Source organism: Vibrio sp. MED222 (assembly GCF_000153005.1).
In the GTDB taxonomy this organism is placed as follows: domain Bacteria; phylum Pseudomonadota; class Gammaproteobacteria; order Enterobacterales; family Vibrionaceae; genus Vibrio; species Vibrio tasmaniensis_A.
In genome coordinates, this window is sequence record NZ_CH902607.1 from 914,596 (window position 1) to 936,585 (window position 21,990).

Consider the following 21,990-nt stretch of genomic DNA (forward strand, 5'->3'; position numbering starts at 1 on the left):
CAAGATCAATAAAGCCGTGATAGGATTACCAATCACGGCTTTTTGTTCTTTGTCGTCACATGAATCGTAAAGGTGATTCTGTGACTCTTCTTGCTACTTAGGTATGGTTTGTTACTCAGTGAGTAGGCTCGCTATCAAGCGAACCTACTACCGAATATAGTTTTACTTACCGATTATGCTTTTACCTATCAATTTTGCTTTTACCTACCAATTATAGTTTTACTTCTTGTTGCTTAGTCTTCGGTAAAGAAATACTTAGCAGGAAGTAACCTAAGATAGCTGCGGTCGTTGAGCCCATCAGGATACCTAATCGAGCAAGCGTATCAAAATCTGCGTTCGTTGGACCAAATGCCAGCGATGAAATAAAGATAGACATCGTAAAGCCAATACCACACAACACAGATACCGCGAAGATGTTCATGAAGTTCACACCTTCAGGAAGCTTAGCGATGCCCGTTTTCACAGCACCCCAGCTGAATAGGAAGATACCCAGAGGCTTACCAACCAATAGACCCATAGCAATACCAAGAGGTAGCATGCCTGTAAGGTTTGAAATTGAGATGCCTTCTAGTGAGATACCTGCATTTGCAAATGCGAAGATTGGCAAAATTGCAAAAGCGACGTATGGGTGCAGAGCATGTTCTAGATGTTTCAGCGGAGAACGCTCTCCTTTATTGCCTTTCAGTGGGATAGCAAAACCAATGACTACACCAGCCAATGTTGCGTGAACACCTGACTTCAACACTGCGAACCACAGAATTGCACCAACAATAAGGTAAACACTCAGCTTAGTTACATGCTTGTTGTTTAGCATGAACAGCACACCAGTTGCAATGAAGCCAACCGTTAGTGCAAGCGTCGATAGATCACCTGAGTAGAACAGTGCAATGATAACAACAACCCCTAGATCATCGATAATTGCCAACGCTAGTAGGAATACCTTCAAGCTTACCGGTACACGGTTACCAAGAAGAGCCATGATGCCCAATGCGAAAGCGATATCAGTTGCCGCTGGGATAGCCCAACCTTGAAGCGCTTCAGGGTTACTTGAATTGAATAGCACGTAAATAAGTGCAGGAGCTAGCATACCACCCACCGCAGCGATAGCTGGGAAGATTGCTGTCTCTTTAGACTTTAATGCGCCTTCTAACAGTTCGCGCTTAACTTCTAAGCCAATTAGAAGGAAGAAGACAGCCATTAAGCCATCGTTAATCCAGTGTGATACAGACATACCAAGAACATAGCTGTGCAGTACCCCTTGGTACATTTCGTTCAATGGTGAGTTTGCTACAAACATTGCGATCGCCGCAGCGATGACTAGTATGATGCCGCCAGCAGATTCCAATTTAAAGAAGTCACGGATGACGTCGGTCATGATTTCGCCCTTATATTTATTATTTAAATAAACGAATAACAAAGAATAACCACGAGTTTATATCCAAGCTCTATCGATAGATAATCACTTCTTCGGATGTTTAACTTCGGTTTTTCCTACAAATACTAAACAATACGTCGTATATTCCATAATGTTGTTATGCACCATGAATTAAGTATAGATGAGTTCACCAAGGCTGTATGCACAAATAATTCGAGGGTTGTCGGAATATCAAACATAAAAAAAGGCTATCAAATGATAGCCTTAGGTGTTTTTTAGTAGCCAGTTAACTGCATAAAGCCTGTTGCTTCATGGCTTCCGCTCGCCATAATTGGCCCTTCCCAATAGGGTATGACAAAAGGCAGCCACATATCCCTACGTTTGATACGCGTAGTGAGATTGATATCGTGTTGTGGCACGTTAATAATCCATTGGAGCGGCATTCTTCTACCATTCATTAGCGTCGTATTCTGTAATGGCTTGATAGAAATGTCGGAGTCCGTTAGCTGATACACTTTGCCAGAACGAGTTGCCAATGTTCCAAAAACATAAGGCAATTGTTGATTATGGCGATAACGGTTAATGCTCAGTGCAGTACCGTCATCGAGATTAAACACGAACCAATCCCAGCCTTGCTGACCGACTCCGAGTAAACCACTGCCCCACTCTTTATGCACCCACGCAGTACCTTCGACTTCTTTCGTTACACCGTCGAGATTCAAAACCCCACTCAAAGATAAAAACGGAGCGCTGAAGTTATAAGACGCGACAGGCAATAAGTCGTGCTTTTTCTGATAGCCGTTATCGCCGTTGAGCACGTATGGCCCTTTCGCAATAGTGTCGAGTTCAAGGCCAAACGTATCGGTTTGTACTTGAAGGCGACCTGGAAACGGTGTGTTACCCAAGGCACGCCAGTTCCAGTTATCAATCCAAATTCTAAACGGATGACTGGTCATTCCCGCCTGTCCAATGCCACCACGCGCCAAACGCTGCTCTTTCCAAACCTTAGATTCAGACGAAATTACCACATTTGAAATATAAACCTGCGGGCTTTGCCACCCCCAGGTTTCTCTCTCGTCAGTTGCTATACGAAAGAAGCTCCACTGTACCGAGTACTTTTTCCCATCATCCCCTTTTAGAGACGCAAAATAATGCCACCACTCATGCTGGAATTCTGGGTGGAACTGGAAATCACGAGGCAACGAAACGCCTCGGTCTGGCAATACAGGTTCAAACACATTGAAGTGCTCACTGACAAGTACTGAATTAACCTCATTCTCGCCCTTATCGCCAACATCGACAAAATAGGAATAGTAAGCCCAGACACCTAAAATAGTGCCAAAGAAACCAATCAGTAATAGAGCAGAAACAAATCGGTGTCTGAGTTTTTTTGAGCCATTTCGTTGAAGCATATTAAAGCGCATCCCTCAGTGATTTCATCGGTGTGTTCCGAATCATTCTCATCACTGGCAATGCACCAGCTAACATTAATGCTGCCATGGCCCACGCAAATGTCTGCAAATAGTCCCAAGGAATCACTTGTAATTCGAGTGACCACCCAAAAGACTGCTTAATGACAATATCGACGATCAAGCTGGCTAACGCCAATCCGAGCGGGATAGCAATCAAGGAAGAAATAAGTCCGAACACAAACAACTGCAAGCTGCCTGTAAAAATCAGCTCTTTTGCCGAGACCCCTAAGCAACGTTGCAATGAAATATGCCTTTGTCGAGACACTTCACCCGCAACCGTCGCGAAAAAGATGCCGAAGACCGCGATGACCAAAGTGATGTTACCCAATGTATCAGCTATCGCGAATGTTCTATCAAACACTCTCATCGCCTGACTGTGAATATTGTTATTATCAAAAATACGCTCAGATCCAAGCCTGAATACGCTTTCCAATCGACTTCGAAGTCCTACGGAATTGACATCATCTTTGAGTATGACGCCTAAACCGACATTTCCGCGTCCAGCAAACCCAGATAGCCAGTTTCGATGTGACATCATGACTTGATGGTAAGGGTTGCCATAATCGTAATAAACACCGACAACCTGCCAACCAGAGCCAAGACTGTCATAAAGGTCTATATAGTCGCCTGGGCGAATCCCTAACTTGAGAGACATCGATTCACTGATCAACACACCTTTCGAATGATGCAGGTGGTACCAGTAATTCGGAATACCTAACTTGATCGTCAGCGCTTCTAATTCGCCTTCAGAAGGACCAGTACTGACCACCTGGGTACTTCCGACAGGGGAAGCGACATCTTTCTCCCAACGCCACCAAACTGAATCGACTTCAGGCTGTTCTGACAGCCAATTACTCATACGTGCAGCGGCGTTGTTGGTTGGGTAAATGTACAGGTCTGCAGCCAAACGCTGTGTTAGCCATTTATCGGTGGTATCCCTAAAGCTACCCACCATGGTTTCTACACCAATATTCGCTGTTAACGCTAGCATGAACGCCATTGTCGCCACACCACGATAACTCATGCTTGAAGCGGCATCCGCAAAGAACCAGCGAGCACGAACCCAACGCAGTGAATAAGACAAACTGTTGAACAGCTTCCACATCAAGAAAGGCGTAAACAAAGCCACACTGACGAGCATCAGGGCAATAATCGCAAAACCAGATTCTTGCGTTTGTGGGGCTTGATACACAGCGACAGCTGCAACCAAGAAACCACAACCAATCAATGCTTGCCAAGTAAACTCAGTGCCAGCAAAACGCATCAAAGATAAACGAGATGACAAACGAATCGGTTGCGACCTCAGCAAACGAACCAATGGCCATGCACACGCTAGGAATGCACCAAGCAACGCCATTAATAAGCTATAGCCACTCCAACGCCAACTCCAGCTAAGGGTTAAGCCCACATTCGCATCGTAAAGATCACCTAAACTCGAAGAAACGGCAGGTAACAGTTGGTTTGCCAACATGACACCGAATACATTGCCGCAGATCCAGCTCAGTAGAACCAATAACAATAACTCTAAGCAAAGCGCTTTAGTCAGTTGCCAACCAGACACACCTGTTTGTCTCAAGATTCCGACGAGTGGTTGGCGCTGAATGAAAGACAGCGACATCGCTTGGTAGAAAATAAACAAGCCAACGACAAACGACAGCATGCCCATCGCTTTTAGATTTAAGTGGAAAGCGCTAGTCAATGACTCAAGCTCAGCTTTAGAGCTGCGAGAGATTGTCAAACCATTGGGCAACATGTTTTTAAGACGTTCAAACTTCTCGGGAGACATGTCTGAACACGCAATCACGGAAAGCCCTGCACTGCGTTTAAGCATTCGGAGCAAAGAGATATCCGCAATCAACCTTGTACCATTAATCAGGTTATTTTGGTCCACTACCACTGGACCTAGCTCTGAACCATCCATCAGTGGAATGTAGTCCCCATCCTTCCATTCCATATGTTCAGCAAGATCATCACTCACTAGGATCGGATATGGTGGTTTCATGAGATCTAACGTGGTGAGTTCTTTTAGGGCAGCACCAGGCTGAAGCTGAAGCATAGAAACCGGGTCTATGCCAATAAGCATAAAGTTTGCACCATTTTCATCAGTGATACTATGGTGGTCAAAAGGAGAACACTGCTGAAAGCCTTCACGACGAAGCTGAATGTAAAAACCTTGCGGGATTTTATTCGCGTTATGCTTTGGTCGAATACGGTAAGGAAGAGGATTCGAAAAGAGTTTTTCGCCATGCGTATAACTTTGCTTGGCGTGTTGGTTGATAGCGGTAACACCAACCAAAAGTGATACGCCAAGGGTTAAACCAAGCCATACCAAGATAATCTGAAGTGGGTAACGTCGATAGTGACCAAGTAGCGCTTTAACTACGGGCCATAACATGCAGTTGCCCTCCTTGTAGGCGAATTCTGCCATCCATATGCAATGCAACTTTCTCACTGTGTGTCACCAGCAATAAGGTACATTCTAATTGGCGGGCCAAAGAGGTCAGCAAACGCATCACAGCTTCCGCATTGCGCTCATCAAGGCTTCCCGTTGGTTCATCGGCCAACAAAATTTTCGGTTCCATATACAAGGCACGAGCAATCGCAGCACGTTGTTGCTGGCCACCAGACGCTTCTTCAGGGTAACGACCAAGCAAAGGCATCAGGTCTAAAGCAGAAAGAATCTGTCTCCAGAGCCCCTTATCTTCAGGTAAACCTTTTAACTGGCGGCAAAAACGGATGTTGTCGGCAATGTTAAGCGTTGGTAGCAAGTTGAATTGCTGGAAGATATGACCGATGTTGTTTCTACGATAAGCGGTGCGGTCACGCTCGGTCGAGTCGTGCATATCGAAGTGAGGGAAAGCGATTTCACCTGAATCGGCGAGGTCTAAACCCGCGATAAGATTCAGCAAAGTACTCTTACCAGAGCCACTTTCTCCCATTAATGCCAGCTGATCACCTTGGTTTAATGTTAATTCAGCACCTTGCAAAACAGGGTGAAACTCCCCCCCATCGACATAGCCTTTACATAGGTCTGACAGCTTTAACATTAAACAGCTCACATTAGTTAGAATTTGGAATGAGAATCTACACTAATTCCCTGTTAGGAGGAAGTATTTTGAAAGATAGATCACACACCAACGATAAAGTGATGGGGTTGATGCGCTCTACTTCAATTTCCTATCAAGTTTTTAATCCATTTTCTTGTTTTCATGCGATAGAGCGACCCACCCCACTTAAGCACCTCTTCAGTGAGGAAAAGTAGATATATCCACTCAGGTGGAAACTTAAGATAGATAGCGGCGATTGCAGCTAACGGAATACCAATCACCCACTGGGCAATCAGATCTTGATAAAGGCAGAACTTCACATCACCGCCCGCTCTCAACACACCAACGATCACAGTCATCGGTACCGAGCGGATTACAATACCCACGCTTAAAATCAGAATGAATTTCTCAGAAAGAGCTCTGGTTTCTTCCGTCAGTGCACTAAAAGCATTCAGTATTGGCGTTTGTACAAAGTAAAGAAAAACGGCCACAACAATACTGGTCAAGAAACACAAAATCGTTAAGCCTAACGCTTGATAATAAACCGCTTCATTGTTCTTCGCGCCAAGTTGGTTACCCACCAGAACCGCTGCCGCATTCGACATCCCAATCAATAAACTCAATGAAATAGATTCAACCGGCGTCATCACTGAAAGTGCTGCCAGTCCCTGAACGCCCGATTGCCCCATAATCGCGTGGTAAGTAAACAAGCCACCGGCCCACGCCAAGAAATTAAACGTCGTAGGAAGCGATAACTTTAAGAAGCGAACCACTTTTTCAATCGAAGCGGCTGCTTTTATATCGCATAACTTGAAAGCCAAGAGATGCTTTGAACAATAAAGATAACCAAACAAGGTCGCCACTTCGATTGCACCACTCAACACTGTCGCAATCGCTGCGCCTTTTATTCCTAAGGCGGGAAAGCCCAAATTACCAAAAATCAAAACCCAGTTTAAAAACACATTCGATAAAATGCCAATACCACTAAAGAAAGTGCTTAAACCCGGCTTGTGCATCGCTCTTAGGCCTACTGCCATACTGCTGACACACGACACCGCTAACATGCTGAACGAGGTGATAACAATGTATTCAACACCAAGGTTGATCACTTCTTGGGAGTCAGTCGTCACACCCATGATTTGCGCGGGAAATGAAACGAAGAAAACAATGGTAAGTAACGCAAATAGTGTCGATACTAACCATGTCAATGCGGTACTTTCTCTGACACCTTGTTTGTTACCTGCTCCCCAATATTGAGCCGTTAGCAGAGCGCCCCCCGTGGTGACACCCACCAGCATAATGGTCGTTACAAACATAGCACGGCTAGCAACCCCCACAGCCGCAATGTCTGCTTCTCCAAGCTGACCTAACATCAACACATCCACTAAGCCTCTGCTTGAAAACATAATGCTCTGCAGAGTAATAGGCAAAGCAATCGCAATAAGCCTACGAACAAAATCACCTCGAGTGTGATGAATAATTGAAGAGAGCAACATAGAGACACCTAAACGGAACGTATTGATGAATAAAGATAAATATCACGCTATTATATCAATGTTCGGTTTTTAACCACAGATATAAATGGAATAACAATGAAGAAAGTACTGGTATTAGGCGCTTCTGGATACGTTGGCTCGCAGCTCCTCCCTCTCTTGCTTGAGCAAGGCTATCAAGTCACAGCTGCAGCAAGGCATATCGACTATTTAAAAGCACGAACCGAGCCTCACGACAACTTGTCACTTGAATACCTTGATCTCGCAGATCAAGCTGCGACACAAGCGCTCGTCCCTGACTTTGACCTTATTTTCTTTCTTGTACATGGAATGGCTGAAGGCCATGATTTCATTGATTACGAACTCAACTTGGCTCGTAACTTTGTTTCGGCTCTTGGGCCAAAAAACCAACACGTCATCTACCTCAGTTCGCTTCAACCGCAAACGGGTGATTCAGAGCATCTTCAAGCGAGAAAACAAACCGGACAACTGCTTCGTAAAGGACCAGTACCGGTAACCGAGCTTCAAGCAGGCGTCATCATTGGCCCTGGCTCTGCAGCGTTCGAGATCATGCGAGACTTCGTCTACAACTTGCCTATTATGATTGCGCCAAAATGGGTCGACTCTAAAGCCAACCCTATTGCCTTGCAGAACCTGAACCACTACTTGCTCAAACTCGCACAAGACACGCCTAGCGAAAGCCAAACCTTCGAAGTTGGCGGGCCAGACATTGTCTCTTATCGAAATCAATTTGCTCACATTGCAAAAACTGCCGATCGCCCACTCAGGCTTTGGGCGACGTCACTCCTCACGCCCTCAATTGCGTCATATTGGTTGGGCGTGGTGACTTCTGTTCCGTCCAACATAGGCAGAGCGCTTCTCGCGGGCTTAAAGCATGACTTTATTGCCAGTTCGACCATCATTAGAGAAAAGTACCCTCAGAAGCTTATCTCGTTCGAAAATATGGTTGAGCAAGCGATTCACGCTGAAGGAAACTTCGTGAAAAGTAATGTTTGGGGCTTTGACAAAACCGCCTTCAAGCGCTGGCAAGCTGGGTATGGCTATTACCCGAAGAAAACAGGGGCAAGTATCACCTCAAGCGCATCCTTAGATTCCCTCTGGCACGTTGCTCAGCAAATAGGAAGCCCGAAACAAGGTTACTTCTTCGCTAACGCTTTATGGCGCACACGCGAATGGTTAGACCTTCTCTTTGGCGGTGGTGTACCTGTTCGACAAATGCCAGAAGGTCCTAACCTAAAAGTCGGTGACAAGATTGACTCTTGGAAGGTTATTCGCTGTGAAGAGAATCAGTTTCTATCTCTGCTTTTCGGTATGAAAGGCCCCGGTTTAGGGCGACTCGAAATTACCGTATCTGACCTCGGTGATTCTCGTGAACTGAACATTTCAGCTTGGTGGCATCCAAAAGGCTTTTTAGGCTTACTTTATTGGTTCGCAATGATGCCTGCTCACCTGTTTATCTTTAAAGGCATGGTGAAGGCGATTGAGAAGCAAGCTAAAGAGCAAATGAAGGATTAAAGCAGATTCGAGATCCGGCAACGAGATACGAAGAAATTAAGAGCTATGGATGAGACTGCATCCACACCTTCTTGCTAGAAAAAGACCGCCATTTAGGCGGTCTTTATATTTTTAACTGTCACTAGATTAGCCAATAACGCTAATTGGGATCTCAGCCAGTTGGTTGCCTTGGTTAGCTGGATACACGATGTATTCACCGTGATACTTCACCGCTGACTTGTAGTCAGTGACTTTGTGAAGCATGAAACCTGCTTCCATCGCTGCTTGAATAAACTCAGCGTGGTTACCACGAACAAACCAGTTCATTGGTTTTACCATTAGCTCACCGTCGAACGAGTCGTCACACTGTTTGCCACAAAGTGCAAAAGAGTGCTCACCATCAGTGAAGAACTGAATTTTGCCGCCAGTCGTTAGCTCGTCTTCACTTGATACACTCCAACCCATCTCGTACATTTTGTCCATGAACGCTTCAACATCACTGTCTTTTAGCGCTTTAGGCTCTTCGCCTTCAGGGAAAAAACGTCCGTAAAACGCAGAAATACGTTTAAAGGTAAAAGTTAAATCAGAGTTATTGCCCTTTGAACGGCCCTGTTTCTGCCAGCGAACCAAGTCAGGCACAATCACACGATCATAAGACTGAGCCTTAATCGCCTTCGTTACCCAACGAACTAAATAAAGGTTGTTCGCAATAGGCGCATCAATCGCTTTGCCTGCTTTGTGCAGAGCGTAAAGCTCGCCTAATGCATCATTCACTAACTTCTGAATTTCAATATAGTATTTTGACATTATGCCTTCTTTCCTAATGTCCAATATAGTAACGCTGACATTACTGCACACGCAGCCATTACCATAGCCATAGACCCAGCACTGTCACTTGGCAGCATCGCAACGATAGCTCCAACGACAGAACCAGTACCAAATCTTAATGTTCCCGCAAGCGATGAAGCCGTACCGGCCATGTTTGGATAACCACTGAGCAATAGACCCATAGAGTTACTGCCGATAGTAGAAATGGTGCCAATAAATAGCATCACAAACGGCACAATACCCCAAAGCCCGAGATCCAATAACCAACCAACCAGTAAACCGACGCCAGCTAATAATTGAATGACCAGCGCGGCTCTCAGCATGGTATGAGAGCCAACCTTCTTAACAATTCGACCATTAATTGTCGTCATCAGAATCATCGCAACGATGTTCAGACCAAACAGGTAACCAAACAGGTCAGGACGTACTCCATAGACATCAATGTAGACAAAAGAGCCTGCGGTTAAGAATGCAAACATCCCAGAGAACGAGAACGCACCCGAGAAAATTAGGCCCATAGCGGTCGAGTTTTTACATAAACGAGCGTAATTGCGAATCGTCGTTTTAAAGCGCAATGGCTGACGATTTTCAACAGGCAGTGTTTCAGGGATCTTAATGATAACCGCAAGAATCACGATAACCGCAAAAATAGCCAACACCCAAAAGATTGAACGCCAGCCGAACCACAATGCCAAATAACCACCAATCATAGGGGCAATTAATGGCGCAACCGTCATCACTAAGGTAACGAACGACATGGTTCTTGCAAAATCTTCACGGTCGAACATATCACGCACAACCGCTTGGATAATGACCGCCGCCGCCGCACCTGCAAAACCTTGAGCGGTACGAACTAACGTTAACGCTTCAATGCCATGAGTGGTTGCACTCACGACAGACGCTATCGCAAAGAAGAGCACACCAATCAGTAGAACTGGCTTGCGACCATAACTGTCGGCTAACGGACCATGTAACAACTGACCTAAAGCGAAACCTGCGGTGTACGCGGTAAGTGTGATTTGCACTTCCCCTGCTGTCACACCAAGATCTTTGGCGATCGTTGGCATTGCAGGCAGGTACATATCGATGGCGAGTGGTGTCAGTGCACCAATCGCGCCCAGAACCAAAAATAGCATCCAACCTAACTGAGGAGTTTGTGGTTGTGAGCTTGGGGTCTGTTGGGTAGACGTTTGCATAACTCTCCGACTAAGTACTAGGTTCTATGTAAGCACGAGCATGCACGCAGCAATATACGAATATACACATAGCAATACACGAATACGCACAGTGATACACGAATATGTGCACACATACATGAACATATAGTAATAATGGCTGAAACTGTCCTAGTACCAGTCAAAATAATCAGCCGACGCTATCCTTGGTCGGCCACATCTACGGTAGAAAAGATTACTTCCAGATAGAGTCTACTTCTTCTTGTGTTAGGTAACGGTATTCACCCAACTCTAAAGACTCGTCCATCTCGATTTCACCAATACGTTCACGGTGCAGTGCTTCGACCTTGTTACCAAGTGCTGCAAACATGCGTTTTACTTGGTGGTATTTTCCTTCGTGAATCGTTAGCAACACTTCACGCTCTGCACGTACTTCAAGGTGTGCTGGAAGTGTTAGGCCGTCTTCGCTCTTAAGCTGGATGCCCTCTTTGAACTTTTCAACGTAATCGTCTTCAACAGGTTCAACCAACCACACTCGGTACATCTTCTCGCACTTGTGCTTTGGCGATGTGATGCGGTGAGACCACTTACCGTCGTCTGTCATTAAGACAAGACCCGTTGTATCAACATCTAAACGACCTGCAAAGTGCAGCTTGTCCATTTTGATTTCATCGAGTAATTCAAACGCAGTGCGATTTGAGCCATCTTCATGCGAACAAACAAAACCTTCTGGCTTGTAAAGCATGATGTAACGCGGGCCGTGAACATTCAGCTCATTGCCTTGCCATTCCACAACGCACTCTTCAGTTACCTTAAGTGAGCCGCTTTTTTGAATGACATCATTTACTGTCACTGCTTTTGATTTTAATAAGTGTGTTGCTTCTCTTCGAGTGACGCCTAACGCATCGCACAGAAATTTATCTAAACGCATGAATACCTCAACTAATCTAAGTCGGGTATTATAGTCACCTTTGCTCAATTAGTTGAGCTATTTCACACTATTTGTTTTTCATTTTACAAGACACGATATGTATACACTCCGCCCGTACCAAGCTGACTCAGTAAAATCAGTGATTCATTACTTCAGAAAACACCAAACACCGGCTGTTCTTGTATTGCCTACAGGCGCAGGAAAAAGCCTGGTGATTGCAGAGCTAGCAAGGCTCGCTAAAGGTCGTGTTCTAGTGCTCGCGCACGTAAAAGAGCTCGTTGAGCAAAACCATGAAAAGTATGAAGGTTATGGGCTAAAAGGTTCAATTTTCTCTGCCGGTTTAGGGCGTAAAGAGACAGACCAACAAGTGGTGTTCGCATCGGTTCAATCTGTAGTTCGAAACCTTGACTCATTCTCCAATCAGTTCTCATTATTGGTTATCGACGAATGCCACCGCGTACCAGATGAAAAGACCAGCAGCTATCAAAAAGTGATCACTCACTTACGTGAAAATAATGCGGGTATAAAAGTGCTTGGATTGACCGCGACGCCTTATCGTCTTGGTATGGGGTGGCTTTACCAATATCACACCCGTGGCCAAGTGCGTTCTGAAGAGCAGAGATTTTTCAGAGACTGTATTTTCGAACTGCCGATTCGTTACTTGTTGGACGAAGGCTTTCTAACACCAGCACGCATGATCGATGCGCCCGTTTTGAGCTATGACTTTTCGCAACTAAGGCCGGCAAGTACGGGGCGCTATAAAGAATCAGAACTCGATATGGTGATTGAGCAATCGAAGCGTGCTACCCCACAAATTGTCGATCAAATCATTGAACTGGCCAAAGACAAGCTTGGCATCATGGTATTTGCAGCCACCGTTCGACACGCACAAGAGATCCTGAGCTTACTACCCGAAGGTCAATCATCCATCGTGATTGGTGACACGCCTACGTTAGAGCGCGATCAAATCATCAATGATTTCAAGGAACGTAAAATCAAGTTCTTGGTTAACGTGTCAGTATTAACCACAGGTTTTGATGCGCCCCATGTGGATTTAATCGCGATTTTGCGCCCAACAGAATCTATTAGCTTGTACCAACAAATCGTTGGCCGTGGCTTACGCCTATCTCCGGGTAAAAAAGAGTGTTTAGTGCTCGACTATGCGGGCAACAGTTACGACCTTTACCAACCAGAGGTCGGAGACCCAAAGCCTGACTCAGACAGTGAAATCATCACTATTCCCTGCCCTGCTTGCGGCTTCAATAATAACTTCTGGGGCAAGCTAGACAGCAACGGCTTCTTACTCGAACACTTTGGTCGTAAATGCCAAGGCTACTTTACCGATGAAGACACGGGCGAACGCGAGCACTGTAACTATCGTTTTCGTGCTAAGTATTGTGGTGAATGCGGCGCTGACAACGACATTGCCGCGCGCATTTGTCATGAGTGTGATGCCACCTTGGTCGACCCAGATAAAAAGCTTAAGGAGGCGTTAAACCTCAAAGATGCGTTGGTGTTTGAGTGTTTAGAAATGGACCTTAACGTTCTCAAGGACGACAAAGGCAAATCACAACTTAAGGTTACCTACCGAGGTGAAAACCAAGCACAAGTGCATGAGTTTTGGTCATTAACCACTAAGAAACAGAAGCAGAACTTTAAGGATCAGTTTGTTCGCCCTCACCTTGCCGACAGACACAGACCGTTTGAGGAAGCTTCACCGACGAAGGTGGTCGCTCACCAACATAGATTCCGCCCACCTCAATTCGTGATTGCACGTAAAGTTGGGCGCTTTTGGAAAATGAGAGACAAGATATTCGAAGATGAACTCAAGCAATAGGCTCCCAATAATCAACAGAATTAATAAAAAGAGTATTTATACTCCTTTTATTAACATTCTAATGACCATACATGAGTTAACTTGTTAAACCACAAATTAGATTGCGCTCAGCTTTTTCTGATTCCCGCGCCTCTTTAGCCATATTATCAAAAATCTCAATGGCTAAAGTTGGCTTATGAATATAAAAGCCTTGAATGAAGTCAATGCCTAACGCTTCTAACATTCTTAATTCTTCAATTGTTTCAACACGTTCCGCAACCACTTTAGTTTGGCTCATTTCTGCCAACTCAACTAATGAGTGCACCATTTTTTTCTTAAAATCAGAACCGTTAATATTTTCAACGAGCGAACCATCAAGCTTGATCGTATCAAAACAACCTTCAGATAAAATTGAATACGATGAATAACCTGAACCAAAATCATCTAAGGCAACTATGATCTGGTGGTGTTGTAGTCGTTCTACTATTTTTCGAAACTTCTCATCTGCACGATAAAAAACAAGCTCAGTCACTTCAACACATAAACGGGAACGGATATAAGGGGGTAGATGACATAAACGATCGATAACACTCATATCGAAAATGGTTTTAACTGAGAAATTTAATGACAATTGAATAGTTGAATAGTGCTCAAGTAAGCTAATTGCGTAAGTAAGCATACGAGAATCGAGCTCCTTCTCAAGCCCATGAGAGGCTACAACATCGAGCAATTCACCAGCAGAAACGATTTTTTCACGTCCCTCTTCGTCCTCCATTTTTAAACGACACAGTAACTCATAGCTCGAAGCAACACCCTTTAAAGAATGAATTTTTTGAGCAAAGCAAAGCAACCTATCCGAGTTAAGTAATTCAACTGCTTCTACTCTAAGGTTCGGTAAGCTATAGAGCATGACCCCGTCTTGTTGCTGCCAGTCTTGGTAAGATTCATTGTTGGACTTTGCTTTACGGCAACAGTATTCAGCTTTGTAAATACAATCTTCGACAGATTCATTAGGACCACTTCGATAACGGCCAAAACTAAAGCTTAGAGCGTTTTCTGTTTCTTGGGTGAGGTTCTGTTCCAACAAATATTCAAGTAACTCCTTGGAAACCGACGTTTGGCAAATTAATACAAATTCATCGCCACCGACTCTATACGCCTTCCCTATGCCTTGTGCGGCTATTTTTTTGAAGCGCATAGCTAAATTTATTATCATTCGATCACCTACATGGTGACCTTGACTATCATTGAGAAACTTCAATTGATTTGCATCAATGTAATAATAACACCGAGAACTCTCAATGACCTTTTTATATTCTATGGATTTTCGATTATACAACCCTGTCATGAAATCTTTATCAGAATTAGACAACAATTTCTTATAATCGCCCAAATTAATAACTCTTAATTCCCCAAGATCATAAACACATGCTAATACAAAAGAAGCATGAGACAAGTAGAATAGCGCCTGTATTAAATAATAATACTCAGGTATGAATGAAATAGTCATTGATGATTCAAGAACCACCACAGACATAATAAAACACGAAAGATAGCTAATTATTATTTGAACTTTATTATTAACTTCTTTTGATATCAAACAAAATGCTATAACAACGGCTGCAAGGATAGTGCTAATTAAAAACCCAACAATGACGTCAAAGTTTATATAAACTGAAAAGAACTGTAGAAACACAAATGAAGAACAAATCAGTAAGTGCTTTGTATTTATTCTATCGCAACTTGAAAAAACAAGCATTAAATACACACAAACTAAAGATAAAGAATAAGAAACGAACCAGTAGTCGCTTCTAAAAAAATTTATAACGTAGGTTCCTTTATCATCATACCCATCCCATAAAAACCCAAACTTGTAAATATAAAACATAGAAAACAGCACTATATAGCACGTCATAAATAGTGTTTTAGATCGCTTTATCGGCCAAACATAATAAACATAAACTAACGATATTGCGCTCGCCAATATAAATAGCGAGAGAATCACGCCATATTTCATGACAAGTGATTGCTTTAATTGATGCTCTTTCGAAAATAACGCACTGGCATTTACAGTCTTACCTCTAGGAAATTTCACTAAAACATGACTGTATTCAAAATTTTTGTTCAGCCGTAGCGAGCGATAATACTCAAACAAAAATTTGCCAACAACTTTGCCGTCTTGATCAACAAAAAACAGCTCTCCTGTCCGGGATGAAAGAGATTTCCAAACTAGATGTTCATATGATTGGTTGTCTGAAGGTAGTGCAAGTTTAAGCCAACACGACTGATTAGGTTCAGGAATACAAGTAACAATTGAGCTCCACCCTTCTTCCTTATATAGGATGGCATCAACCGAAGAATCACTAACTACCATGCCATATTCGAAATCACTGATTTGCTTGAAATCTAACTCATTAGCATGGCTAGTGAACGTTATCAGCACTGAAAAAAACAACATAACTAGCACTGTAAATGGCACTCTAAAATCCTTATTAAATCAAATATCGCGCGGCAAAGAGCCCCATAAGTCCATATACTTGCGAGTTTACCATGTTAATTATTTGTAATTTGTAAGGGAATGTAATAACGTCAACGCATTACTATTGAGCAAATGAGTCAACATGAATATCAGGTTGGTTAATTGCACGTTGATACAACACTTTACATTGCTAAAATGATAAAGCGTCTCTCGTATTCACATTCATACTCCATTCATTTTTATTGTATTAAACTGTCGTTACTTGCTTCTTTTACTAAGGCCACTGCATGCAAAAACCAAGCGCTATACTCATCTGTATCGCTGTAGCTATAGGCTCGACATCAAGCTTTGCACAAGATGATCACCATAACGGTCATGATCTTGTACAAGATGTTCATAAAGCGGGAACCCGTATCGAATTTGAAGAAGATCAAGACGAAGTCTATGAAGCGGTGCAAGAGGGCTACATTCGCCCTTTCTCAGAAATGTATGCTGCGGTTGAAAACGACCTTCATGGCCGAATCATTAAAGTAGAACTAGAAGAAGACGATGATATTTGGGTGTATGAGCTAAAAATAAATTTCCAAAACAATATCATTAAAGTGGAATACAACGCTGAAACGTTAGAAATGCTGATGATTAAAGGTCGCAACTTTAAAGAAGCGATCAAAAACTCCCACGAATAATAAATAACAATAAAAAGAGTGATACATGAAAATTTTAGTCGTTGAAGACGAACCTCGCTTGGGCCAACAAATTCTAGAAACCCTTGAGGGAGCCGACTGGGTTCCAGAGCTTTCTCAAGACGGTATCGACGCACTCTACCGTGCAACATCGGAAGAGTGGGATGCCATCGTTCTCGATTTAGGTCTACCTAAGCTGGATGGCCTAACCGTATTAAAAGGTATTCGAGACGAAAACATTAACACGCCAGTGATTATCCTAAGTGCGCGCGACACGCTTACTCAGCGTGTAGAAGGCTTGAATGCAGGTGCTGATGACTACCTAACTAAACCATTCGAAATGGTCGAGCTGATAGCCCGCATTCGTGCTCAACTGCGCCGAGCGTCAGGCAGTGCTGCTCCTATACTTCAAATTGGTGATCTAAGCCTAGACACACGCAGCTCTAAAGTGTTGTGGCAAGGCCAAGCGGTTAGCCTCACAGCGCTTGAATATAAAGTGGTCGCTTATTTCATGCATAACCAAAACAAAGTTATCTCGCGCACTGAGTTGGTTGAACACATCTACAAGCAAGATTTTGACCGCGATTCAAACACGGTTGAAGTGTTCATTGGTCGTATTCGTAAGAAAATCGCACCAAAGATCATCAAAACCGTTCGTGGCCTTGGCTACCAACTGAATGCTGAATAACGCTGTATTTAATTAAGCTAAGAGCAATCTCCAATTAGTGGACAGCCTGTGCTGATCGTTGTTGTTCTCATAGCAAGATGAGCAAAAACAGGCTGGTAACGTATGAATCTAAAAAAACGAACACTTAAAAACGTCAGTCTAAAAAGCCGCTTGCTCCTCGCCGCGGCTTTTTGGCTAGGTGCGATGATATTAGCGGCAGGCGTCGGAATACCTAAGTTGGTTAACGATTACTTGGTCGATGACGTCAAGCAACAGCTCAGCCTAACCATGGACGAGTTAACCGCCAACATAGAAACCAACGACAGTGGTAACCTCATCATGGCAGAGCGTCTGTCTGACCCTAGGTTTAACCAACCCTACAGTGGTATTTATTGGCGAGCCGCTACTCAAGACCAGATTATTCGATCTCGCTCGCTATGGGACAAAGACCTCACTATCAAGCGTTCGCCGATTCATACTTCAATCAAAGGGCCTGAGAAAGAAAAGCTTATTTACATCGAGCAGGATATCTATCTGCCTGAACTGAACGATCCTGTCACGATCACCATAGGTATTGATGAAGATCCATTAGAATCCACACTGACCGAACTTACAGGTCAGGTCTGGTTGATTCTGATGCTACTGTTTGTGGGCGTGCTGATGTTGATTGGTATTCAAGTCAGTTGGTCGCTATTGCCACTCAGTAAGATGCAACGTGAACTGGTGATGTTGAGAAACGGCGAGCAACAAGGGTTAAGCGACAACTACCCGAAAGAGGTTTCTCCATTAGTTTCTGATCTCAATGCCCTACTCTTCCACTATCAAGAGTTATTGGAGCGAGCGCGTAACCACGCGGGTAACTTATCTCATGCGTTGAAAACTCCGCTGTCGGTTCTGAAAAATGAGATAGAGCGACTTCCAGAGGATGACAAGGCACTGCTGCAACAACCCATTAATCAGATTCAAAGCCAAATCGATTATCACCTTGGCCGAGCACGCATGGCCGGTGCAATGAACATTCTTTCGGTGAAGTCTTCACCTTGTGAGCGTGTTGAAGCTATCTCAATGGCGTTTGATAAAGTCTACTCCGCCAACGAAGTCACCATGATTAACGAGCTAGACTCTGAGATTGAAGTGGCGGTAGAAAAAACCGACCTTGATGAAATGGTCGGCAACCTACTCGAGAACAGTTACAAATGGGCGAGCAGCATTATCCGAGTCCATTCGAATGAACTCGATGATGGCAACATTGAATTGGTGATTGAAGATGATGGCCAAGGCATTCCTGAAGAGAAGCTTGAGCAAGTGACCAAACGAGGTGTTCGACTTGATGAAACCACACCAGGAACAGGCTTGGGGCTTAACATCGTGAATGAAATGGCGCACAGCTACCGAGGCAGCCTAACGCTCAGCAAGAGCTCTATGGGCGGATTGAAAGCCTCTCTGGTGCTAAAACTAAGCAAAGGTTAAGTAAGCTAAACGCGCTAAATAAACTAAGTAAACTAGGTAAACACGATAAGCCCTAGCGCAACGCTAGGGCTTAACTTTATTCTGGTTTAACAAAGCTTTTCTCGCTTCAATATGATTAGCTCATCGAGTGAAGCCCAATCATATTGCCTTCCGTGTCACTCACTACACTGATAAAACCATGCTCACCAATGTCCATTTTGGGTACTTGTAGCGCGCCACCATTGGCCGCTGCCAAACTGGCTTCTGTGGCACAATCCTCACAAGAGAAGTAAACCATGGTGCTGTTGCCTCCCGCTTTTACACCGGACATCTTACATAAAGCTCCTGTGGCGCCATAGTTCCCCATATCGCAAGGAAATACCCACATCTCAACTTCGATTCCGGTTTCATTGTCTAACTTATCCAGCGTCACTTTAAACACTGATTCATAAAAAGTTTTTGCTCTCGACATGTCATCAACATATATTTCAAACCAACCAATCGGATTCATTTGCATAACGTTATCCTCAGTTTTCGCTGCTTGTTCGCCCTTAATCAGCATAGTCAAAGTTGAAAAATTTATAGCCGAGGAATTACATGAGAGGGGTTATGTTTGTATAGATATAGTCCAGTAGAAATTGCAAAGCCTTGTTTGACGGAGGGTTCAAACAAGGCTCGAGTTGGTCGCTCTTATATATCACTCTGTATATCGTTCACAGCAACATCCAAAGCTTGTGAATCATCGCGATAAGTTGCTACTCCGATCATCAAGATCCTGCCATCAGTATAATAATCATGATCGTCATCGATCACTTCCACCGTAGCCAATGGATACTTGTCTAGATCAATATCTGGCAGTGACGTTCGTATCTGATTAGCGAGCCTATCTCGCTCTTCATCAACATTAGGGTCAATGTTATGAAGTACGGTCACAATGCCTGAGTAAGGCGTGACTTTAAGGCCATCATCATAACTAATTGCGCCTAACCACTGAGGCTGGTTAGTTTTAATATCAACACCAGCACGCCACCAGCGAATATGGCTACGCTTCATCAAGTTACCCGGCAATTGAAACGCCATATCTTGCGGCTTGCCTCTCCAATATAAATCGGACACTGGCGGCGTTTTGTCTCTGAGCAATGCGAGATAACCAGCCCATTCAATCTCATTTCGAGAGAACGTTTGATTCTCTATCCAGCCTAATTGCTTCATTAAATCTCTTGGGGTTGATCCAACATAAATTACGTTGATCGCTTGTGCCGAGTAGAACGAAGATTTGCCAGGAAACGCTTTATAGGTAACCGAATTCCAGTCGACTTTGTCAATTTGAGCCGTCTCTGGTTGATTCTGAAAGTCATCGGCTTTCCAAAAAAAGTGGGCGTAGTTCGCAAACAATACCCACGCCAACAACAGCGCACTCGACTTAAGTACTAAGCGTCGCCACTTCATTCGATAACCAATAATGGTGAAAACCAATACCGTGAACACACCGGCGATCAAACTATTATGCTCAGAGATAAATATCTTAAGGCTATTAAGCCACGGGAAGTTTTCAACGCCGTGCGCCAGTAACATGCCCCAAGCAATGAACTGTCCACCACCAAGAGCCAAGCCGATAAACGCCAACACACTAAAATTACGCCACGGTACACGATGTGAGCCCGCTATAAATGGCACAACCCAAGCGATAGGCCCTAATAAGCGAGCAAAAAGAATGATGTATGTGCCTTTGCGAGCAATTAGGTAACGGCAGCGCGCAATTAATCGTTTGGTTTTAGGACGAAACTTAATGAGCCTTCGCTGCGCTTTCGCACCGTATTTATAGCCAATAAAATAACTGAGTTGGTCACCAAGCAAACCGCCTAGCATCACCAAAACCAACGCCATCCATGCTCCTGAATACAGTTGAAAGCCCGCTGCGATAAAGAAGGGCTCTCCCGGTACAAATAGGTTTGGGCCAATGAGAGCATCACCCAACGCCCCCAGAAACAGCCCTAGTCCATCAAACATAACAACCTCAGTGCTTACTGTTCTTTATAATGACCGAACTTGTAGTTCATCTCGTTGTTACGCATTTCGCCTTTAAAAAAGCGTCTTACATTGGCTTTAAGGTAAGTAGATCCTGTCTTTACAACACCATCTTGGTCTAAACGACGTGGGTCAAAACCAAAGGTCATATTAAGGAATCTAAATCGCCATGTTTTGCTCGCACGTTTTACATAGTCACAGTCTTCACACAGTACGATCTCTTCATCGAAACCGCCGATTTCATCATGCGCTCGTTTAGTCGAGAAAATACAGGCGCCAATCGCCGTCGGGAAAAAGAACTGGGTAGTAAATAAGCCTGCGTTAAATAGCCCGTAACCAAACTTGTGTACAAGCGGCAGACCTTTGGAACTCATGTACACACCCGCCACTTCAAGCTTCTTCTCCTCTAGTTCATAAAGCGCTTTCGCAAGGAAGTTTCGGGGCAAACTCACGTCGGCATCTAAGAAAAGGATTCGGTTGTACTGCGCTAATGAAGCGCCTGTGTTTCTGCCAAGGCTCACACCGCGATTTTCCATATGATGAACCGTTAACTTTGGCAACGCGCTTTCATAAGCTTGTGCCACCCCTCTTGTATTGTCTTCACTGTTCGAGTCGACAACAATCACCTCAAATTCTTGATGGGTTTGCACACTCAACTCTTCCATTAAGCGGCTGATGCGTTTCTCTTCGTTTAGCGTAATTACGACAATGCTTACCGGTTCCATATTTTCACCTATTCATTCTGCTGTTTAATTACCACTAAGATTAACCAACCAAGCCTTAACCAAGTCTTAGGCAAACATTCATTTTCCGTTCATTAACTTGATGATTTAGCAACGCTATCAATAGATAAGATAGGCAATGTAAAAGACGATAAAATGGGGTAAATAAGCACTAGTGAACGTTTTATCTCCAAACGAATCATTTATCGAAGGAAATTCACTTTGAGATGGGCTTCTGACTTGCTCAGATTTGAATGTGATGTTAGTATCCGCGCTCGCTTAAGCATGAACTCGTTTATGCCTAAGCTTT

General features: G+C 43.9%; 17 protein-coding genes. 5 read left to right on the top strand and 12 right to left on the bottom strand.

Annotated elements, in window-relative coordinates; genetic code table 11:
- Positions 1 to 211 precede the first annotated feature (211 nt).
- The 5 genes from nhaA to MED222_RS10860 form a co-directional block, all read right to left on the bottom strand.
- Complete coding sequence (nhaA, locus tag MED222_RS10880) at positions 212 to 1,375, bottom strand: Na+/H+ antiporter NhaA (protein WP_009847077.1); 1,164 nt, start codon at positions 1,373 to 1,375, stop codon at positions 212 to 214.
- Between the two features lie 275 nt (positions 1,376 to 1,650).
- Complete coding sequence (locus MED222_RS10875; protein ID WP_012604245.1) at positions 1,651 to 2,799, bottom strand: lipocalin-like domain-containing protein; 1,149 nt, start codon at positions 2,797 to 2,799, stop codon at positions 1,651 to 1,653.
- Positions 2,789 to 5,242 carry an ABC transporter permease gene (locus MED222_RS10870; protein WP_009847079.1) on the bottom strand — a complete coding sequence of 818 codons (2,454 nt, stop codon included), beginning with the start codon at positions 5,240 to 5,242 and terminating at the stop codon, positions 2,789 to 2,791. The genes MED222_RS10875 and MED222_RS10870 overlap by 11 nt, the downstream gene beginning before the upstream one ends.
- Entirely contained in the window at positions 5,223 to 5,894 is a 672-nt protein-coding gene (locus tag MED222_RS10865) for an ABC transporter ATP-binding protein (RefSeq protein ID WP_009847080.1), read from the bottom strand. Before MED222_RS10865 ends, MED222_RS10870 begins: the two co-directional genes overlap by 20 nt.
- Before the next feature lie 122 nt (positions 5,895 to 6,016).
- Complete coding sequence (locus MED222_RS10860; protein ID WP_009847081.1) at positions 6,017 to 7,390, bottom strand: MATE family efflux transporter; 1,374 nt, start codon at positions 7,388 to 7,390, stop codon at positions 6,017 to 6,019.
- 96 nt (positions 7,391 to 7,486) lie between these two features.
- On the opposite strand from MED222_RS10860, the gene MED222_RS10855 reads away from it, so the two are divergent.
- A complete protein-coding gene (locus MED222_RS10855) occupies positions 7,487 to 8,923 on the top strand; it encodes a DUF2867 domain-containing protein (protein WP_009847082.1) in 1,437 nt (478 codons plus the stop codon).
- A 126-nt stretch (positions 8,924 to 9,049) separates the two neighbouring features.
- On the opposite strand, the gene MED222_RS10850 is transcribed toward MED222_RS10855, so the two are convergent.
- The 3 genes from MED222_RS10850 to rsuA all read right to left on the bottom strand — a co-directional run bounded on the left by MED222_RS10850 (position 9,050) and on the right by rsuA (position 11,836).
- Entirely contained in the window at positions 9,050 to 9,709 is a 660-nt protein-coding gene (locus MED222_RS10850; RefSeq protein WP_009847083.1) for a DUF2913 family protein, read from the bottom strand.
- Positions 9,709 to 10,926 (bottom strand): Bcr/CflA family multidrug efflux MFS transporter, encoded by a 1,218-nt coding sequence (locus MED222_RS10845; RefSeq protein ID WP_009847084.1) that lies wholly within the window; start codon positions 10,924 to 10,926, stop codon positions 9,709 to 9,711. The genes MED222_RS10850 and MED222_RS10845 overlap by 1 nt, the downstream gene beginning before the upstream one ends.
- Positions 10,927 to 11,140: 214 nt before the next feature.
- Positions 11,141 to 11,836: a 16S rRNA pseudouridine(516) synthase RsuA gene (rsuA, locus tag MED222_RS10840; protein ID WP_009847085.1), complete on the bottom strand. Its 696-nt coding sequence runs from the start codon at positions 11,834 to 11,836 to the stop codon at positions 11,141 to 11,143.
- Positions 11,837 to 11,933: 97 nt separating this feature from the next.
- Between rsuA and MED222_RS10835 the strand changes: the two genes are divergently transcribed.
- Positions 11,934 to 13,673, top strand: a complete 1,740-nt coding sequence (locus MED222_RS10835; protein WP_009847086.1) for a DEAD/DEAH box helicase — start codon at positions 11,934 to 11,936, stop codon at positions 13,671 to 13,673.
- Positions 13,674 to 13,749: 76 nt separating this feature from the next.
- Here the strand turns inward: MED222_RS10835 and MED222_RS10830 are convergent, their stop codons facing one another.
- Complete coding sequence (locus tag MED222_RS10830) at positions 13,750 to 16,131, bottom strand: bifunctional diguanylate cyclase/phosphodiesterase (protein ID WP_009847087.1); 2,382 nt, start codon at positions 16,129 to 16,131, stop codon at positions 13,750 to 13,752.
- Positions 16,132 to 16,418: 287 nt separating this feature from the next.
- Here MED222_RS10830 and MED222_RS10825 point away from each other — a divergent pair, with 287 nt between their 5' ends.
- The 3 genes from MED222_RS10825 (at position 16,419) to MED222_RS10815 (ending at position 18,951) form a co-directional block, all read left to right on the top strand.
- Entirely contained in the window at positions 16,419 to 16,817 is a 399-nt protein-coding gene (locus tag MED222_RS10825) for a PepSY domain-containing protein (RefSeq protein WP_009847088.1), read from the top strand.
- 25 nt (positions 16,818 to 16,842) lie between these two features.
- Entirely contained in the window at positions 16,843 to 17,502 is a 660-nt protein-coding gene (locus MED222_RS10820) for a response regulator transcription factor (protein WP_004734666.1), read from the top strand.
- 102 nt (positions 17,503 to 17,604) lie between these two features.
- Entirely contained in the window at positions 17,605 to 18,951 is a 1,347-nt protein-coding gene (locus MED222_RS10815) for an ATP-binding protein (protein ID WP_009847089.1), read from the top strand.
- A 115-nt stretch (positions 18,952 to 19,066) separates the two neighbouring features.
- On the opposite strand, the gene MED222_RS10810 is transcribed toward MED222_RS10815, so the two are convergent.
- The 3 genes from MED222_RS10810 to MED222_RS10800 all read right to left on the bottom strand — a co-directional run bounded on the left by MED222_RS10810 (position 19,067) and on the right by MED222_RS10800 (position 21,683).
- On the bottom strand, positions 19,067 to 19,447 hold the full coding sequence (locus MED222_RS10810) for a VOC family protein (protein WP_029224509.1): 381 nt from the start codon (positions 19,445 to 19,447) through the stop codon (positions 19,067 to 19,069).
- A gap of 173 nt (positions 19,448 to 19,620) precedes the next feature.
- Positions 19,621 to 20,940, bottom strand: coding sequence for an LssY C-terminal domain-containing protein (locus tag MED222_RS10805; RefSeq protein ID WP_009847091.1), 1,320 nt, complete (start codon positions 20,938 to 20,940; stop codon positions 19,621 to 19,623).
- Positions 20,941 to 20,954: 14 nt separating this feature from the next.
- A complete protein-coding gene (locus MED222_RS10800; protein ID WP_009847092.1) occupies positions 20,955 to 21,683 on the bottom strand; it encodes a glycosyltransferase family 2 protein in 729 nt (242 codons plus the stop codon).
- Positions 21,684 to 21,990: the final 307 nt, after the last annotated feature.

What these genes read in the sequence shown, in the direction of transcription:
- nhaA (WP_009847077.1), bottom strand. Translation starts at nt 1,375, where the DNA reads ATGACCGACGTCATCCGTGACTTCTTTAAATTGGAATCTGCTGGCGGC.
- MED222_RS10875 (WP_012604245.1), bottom strand. Translation starts at nt 2,799, where the DNA reads ATGCGCTTTAATATGCTTCAACGAAATGGCTCAAAAAAACTCAGACAC.
- MED222_RS10870 (WP_009847079.1), bottom strand. Translation starts at nt 5,242, where the DNA reads ATGTTATGGCCCGTAGTTAAAGCGCTACTTGGTCACTATCGACGTTAC.
- MED222_RS10865 (WP_009847080.1), bottom strand. Translation starts at nt 5,894, where the DNA reads ATGTTAAAGCTGTCAGACCTATGTAAAGGCTATGTCGATGGGGGGGAG.
- MED222_RS10860 (WP_009847081.1), bottom strand. Translation starts at nt 7,390, where the DNA reads ATGTTGCTCTCTTCAATTATTCATCACACTCGAGGTGATTTTGTTCGT.
- MED222_RS10855 (WP_009847082.1), top strand. Translation starts at nt 7,487, where the DNA reads ATGAAGAAAGTACTGGTATTAGGCGCTTCTGGATACGTTGGCTCGCAG.
- MED222_RS10850 (WP_009847083.1), bottom strand. Translation starts at nt 9,709, where the DNA reads ATGTCAAAATACTATATTGAAATTCAGAAGTTAGTGAATGATGCATTA.
- MED222_RS10845 (WP_009847084.1), bottom strand. Translation starts at nt 10,926, where the DNA reads ATGCAAACGTCTACCCAACAGACCCCAAGCTCACAACCACAAACTCCT.
- rsuA (WP_009847085.1), bottom strand. Translation starts at nt 11,836, where the DNA reads ATGCGTTTAGATAAATTTCTGTGCGATGCGTTAGGCGTCACTCGAAGA.
- MED222_RS10835 (WP_009847086.1), top strand. Translation starts at nt 11,934, where the DNA reads ATGTATACACTCCGCCCGTACCAAGCTGACTCAGTAAAATCAGTGATT.
- MED222_RS10825 (WP_009847088.1), top strand. Translation starts at nt 16,419, where the DNA reads ATGCAAAAACCAAGCGCTATACTCATCTGTATCGCTGTAGCTATAGGC.
- MED222_RS10820 (WP_004734666.1), top strand. Translation starts at nt 16,843, where the DNA reads ATGAAAATTTTAGTCGTTGAAGACGAACCTCGCTTGGGCCAACAAATT.
- MED222_RS10815 (WP_009847089.1), top strand. Translation starts at nt 17,605, where the DNA reads ATGAATCTAAAAAAACGAACACTTAAAAACGTCAGTCTAAAAAGCCGC.
- MED222_RS10810 (WP_029224509.1), bottom strand. Translation starts at nt 19,447, where the DNA reads ATGCAAATGAATCCGATTGGTTGGTTTGAAATATATGTTGATGACATG.
- MED222_RS10805 (WP_009847091.1), bottom strand. Translation starts at nt 20,940, where the DNA reads ATGTTTGATGGACTAGGGCTGTTTCTGGGGGCGTTGGGTGATGCTCTC.
- MED222_RS10800 (WP_009847092.1), bottom strand. Translation starts at nt 21,683, where the DNA reads ATGGAACCGGTAAGCATTGTCGTAATTACGCTAAACGAAGAGAAACGC.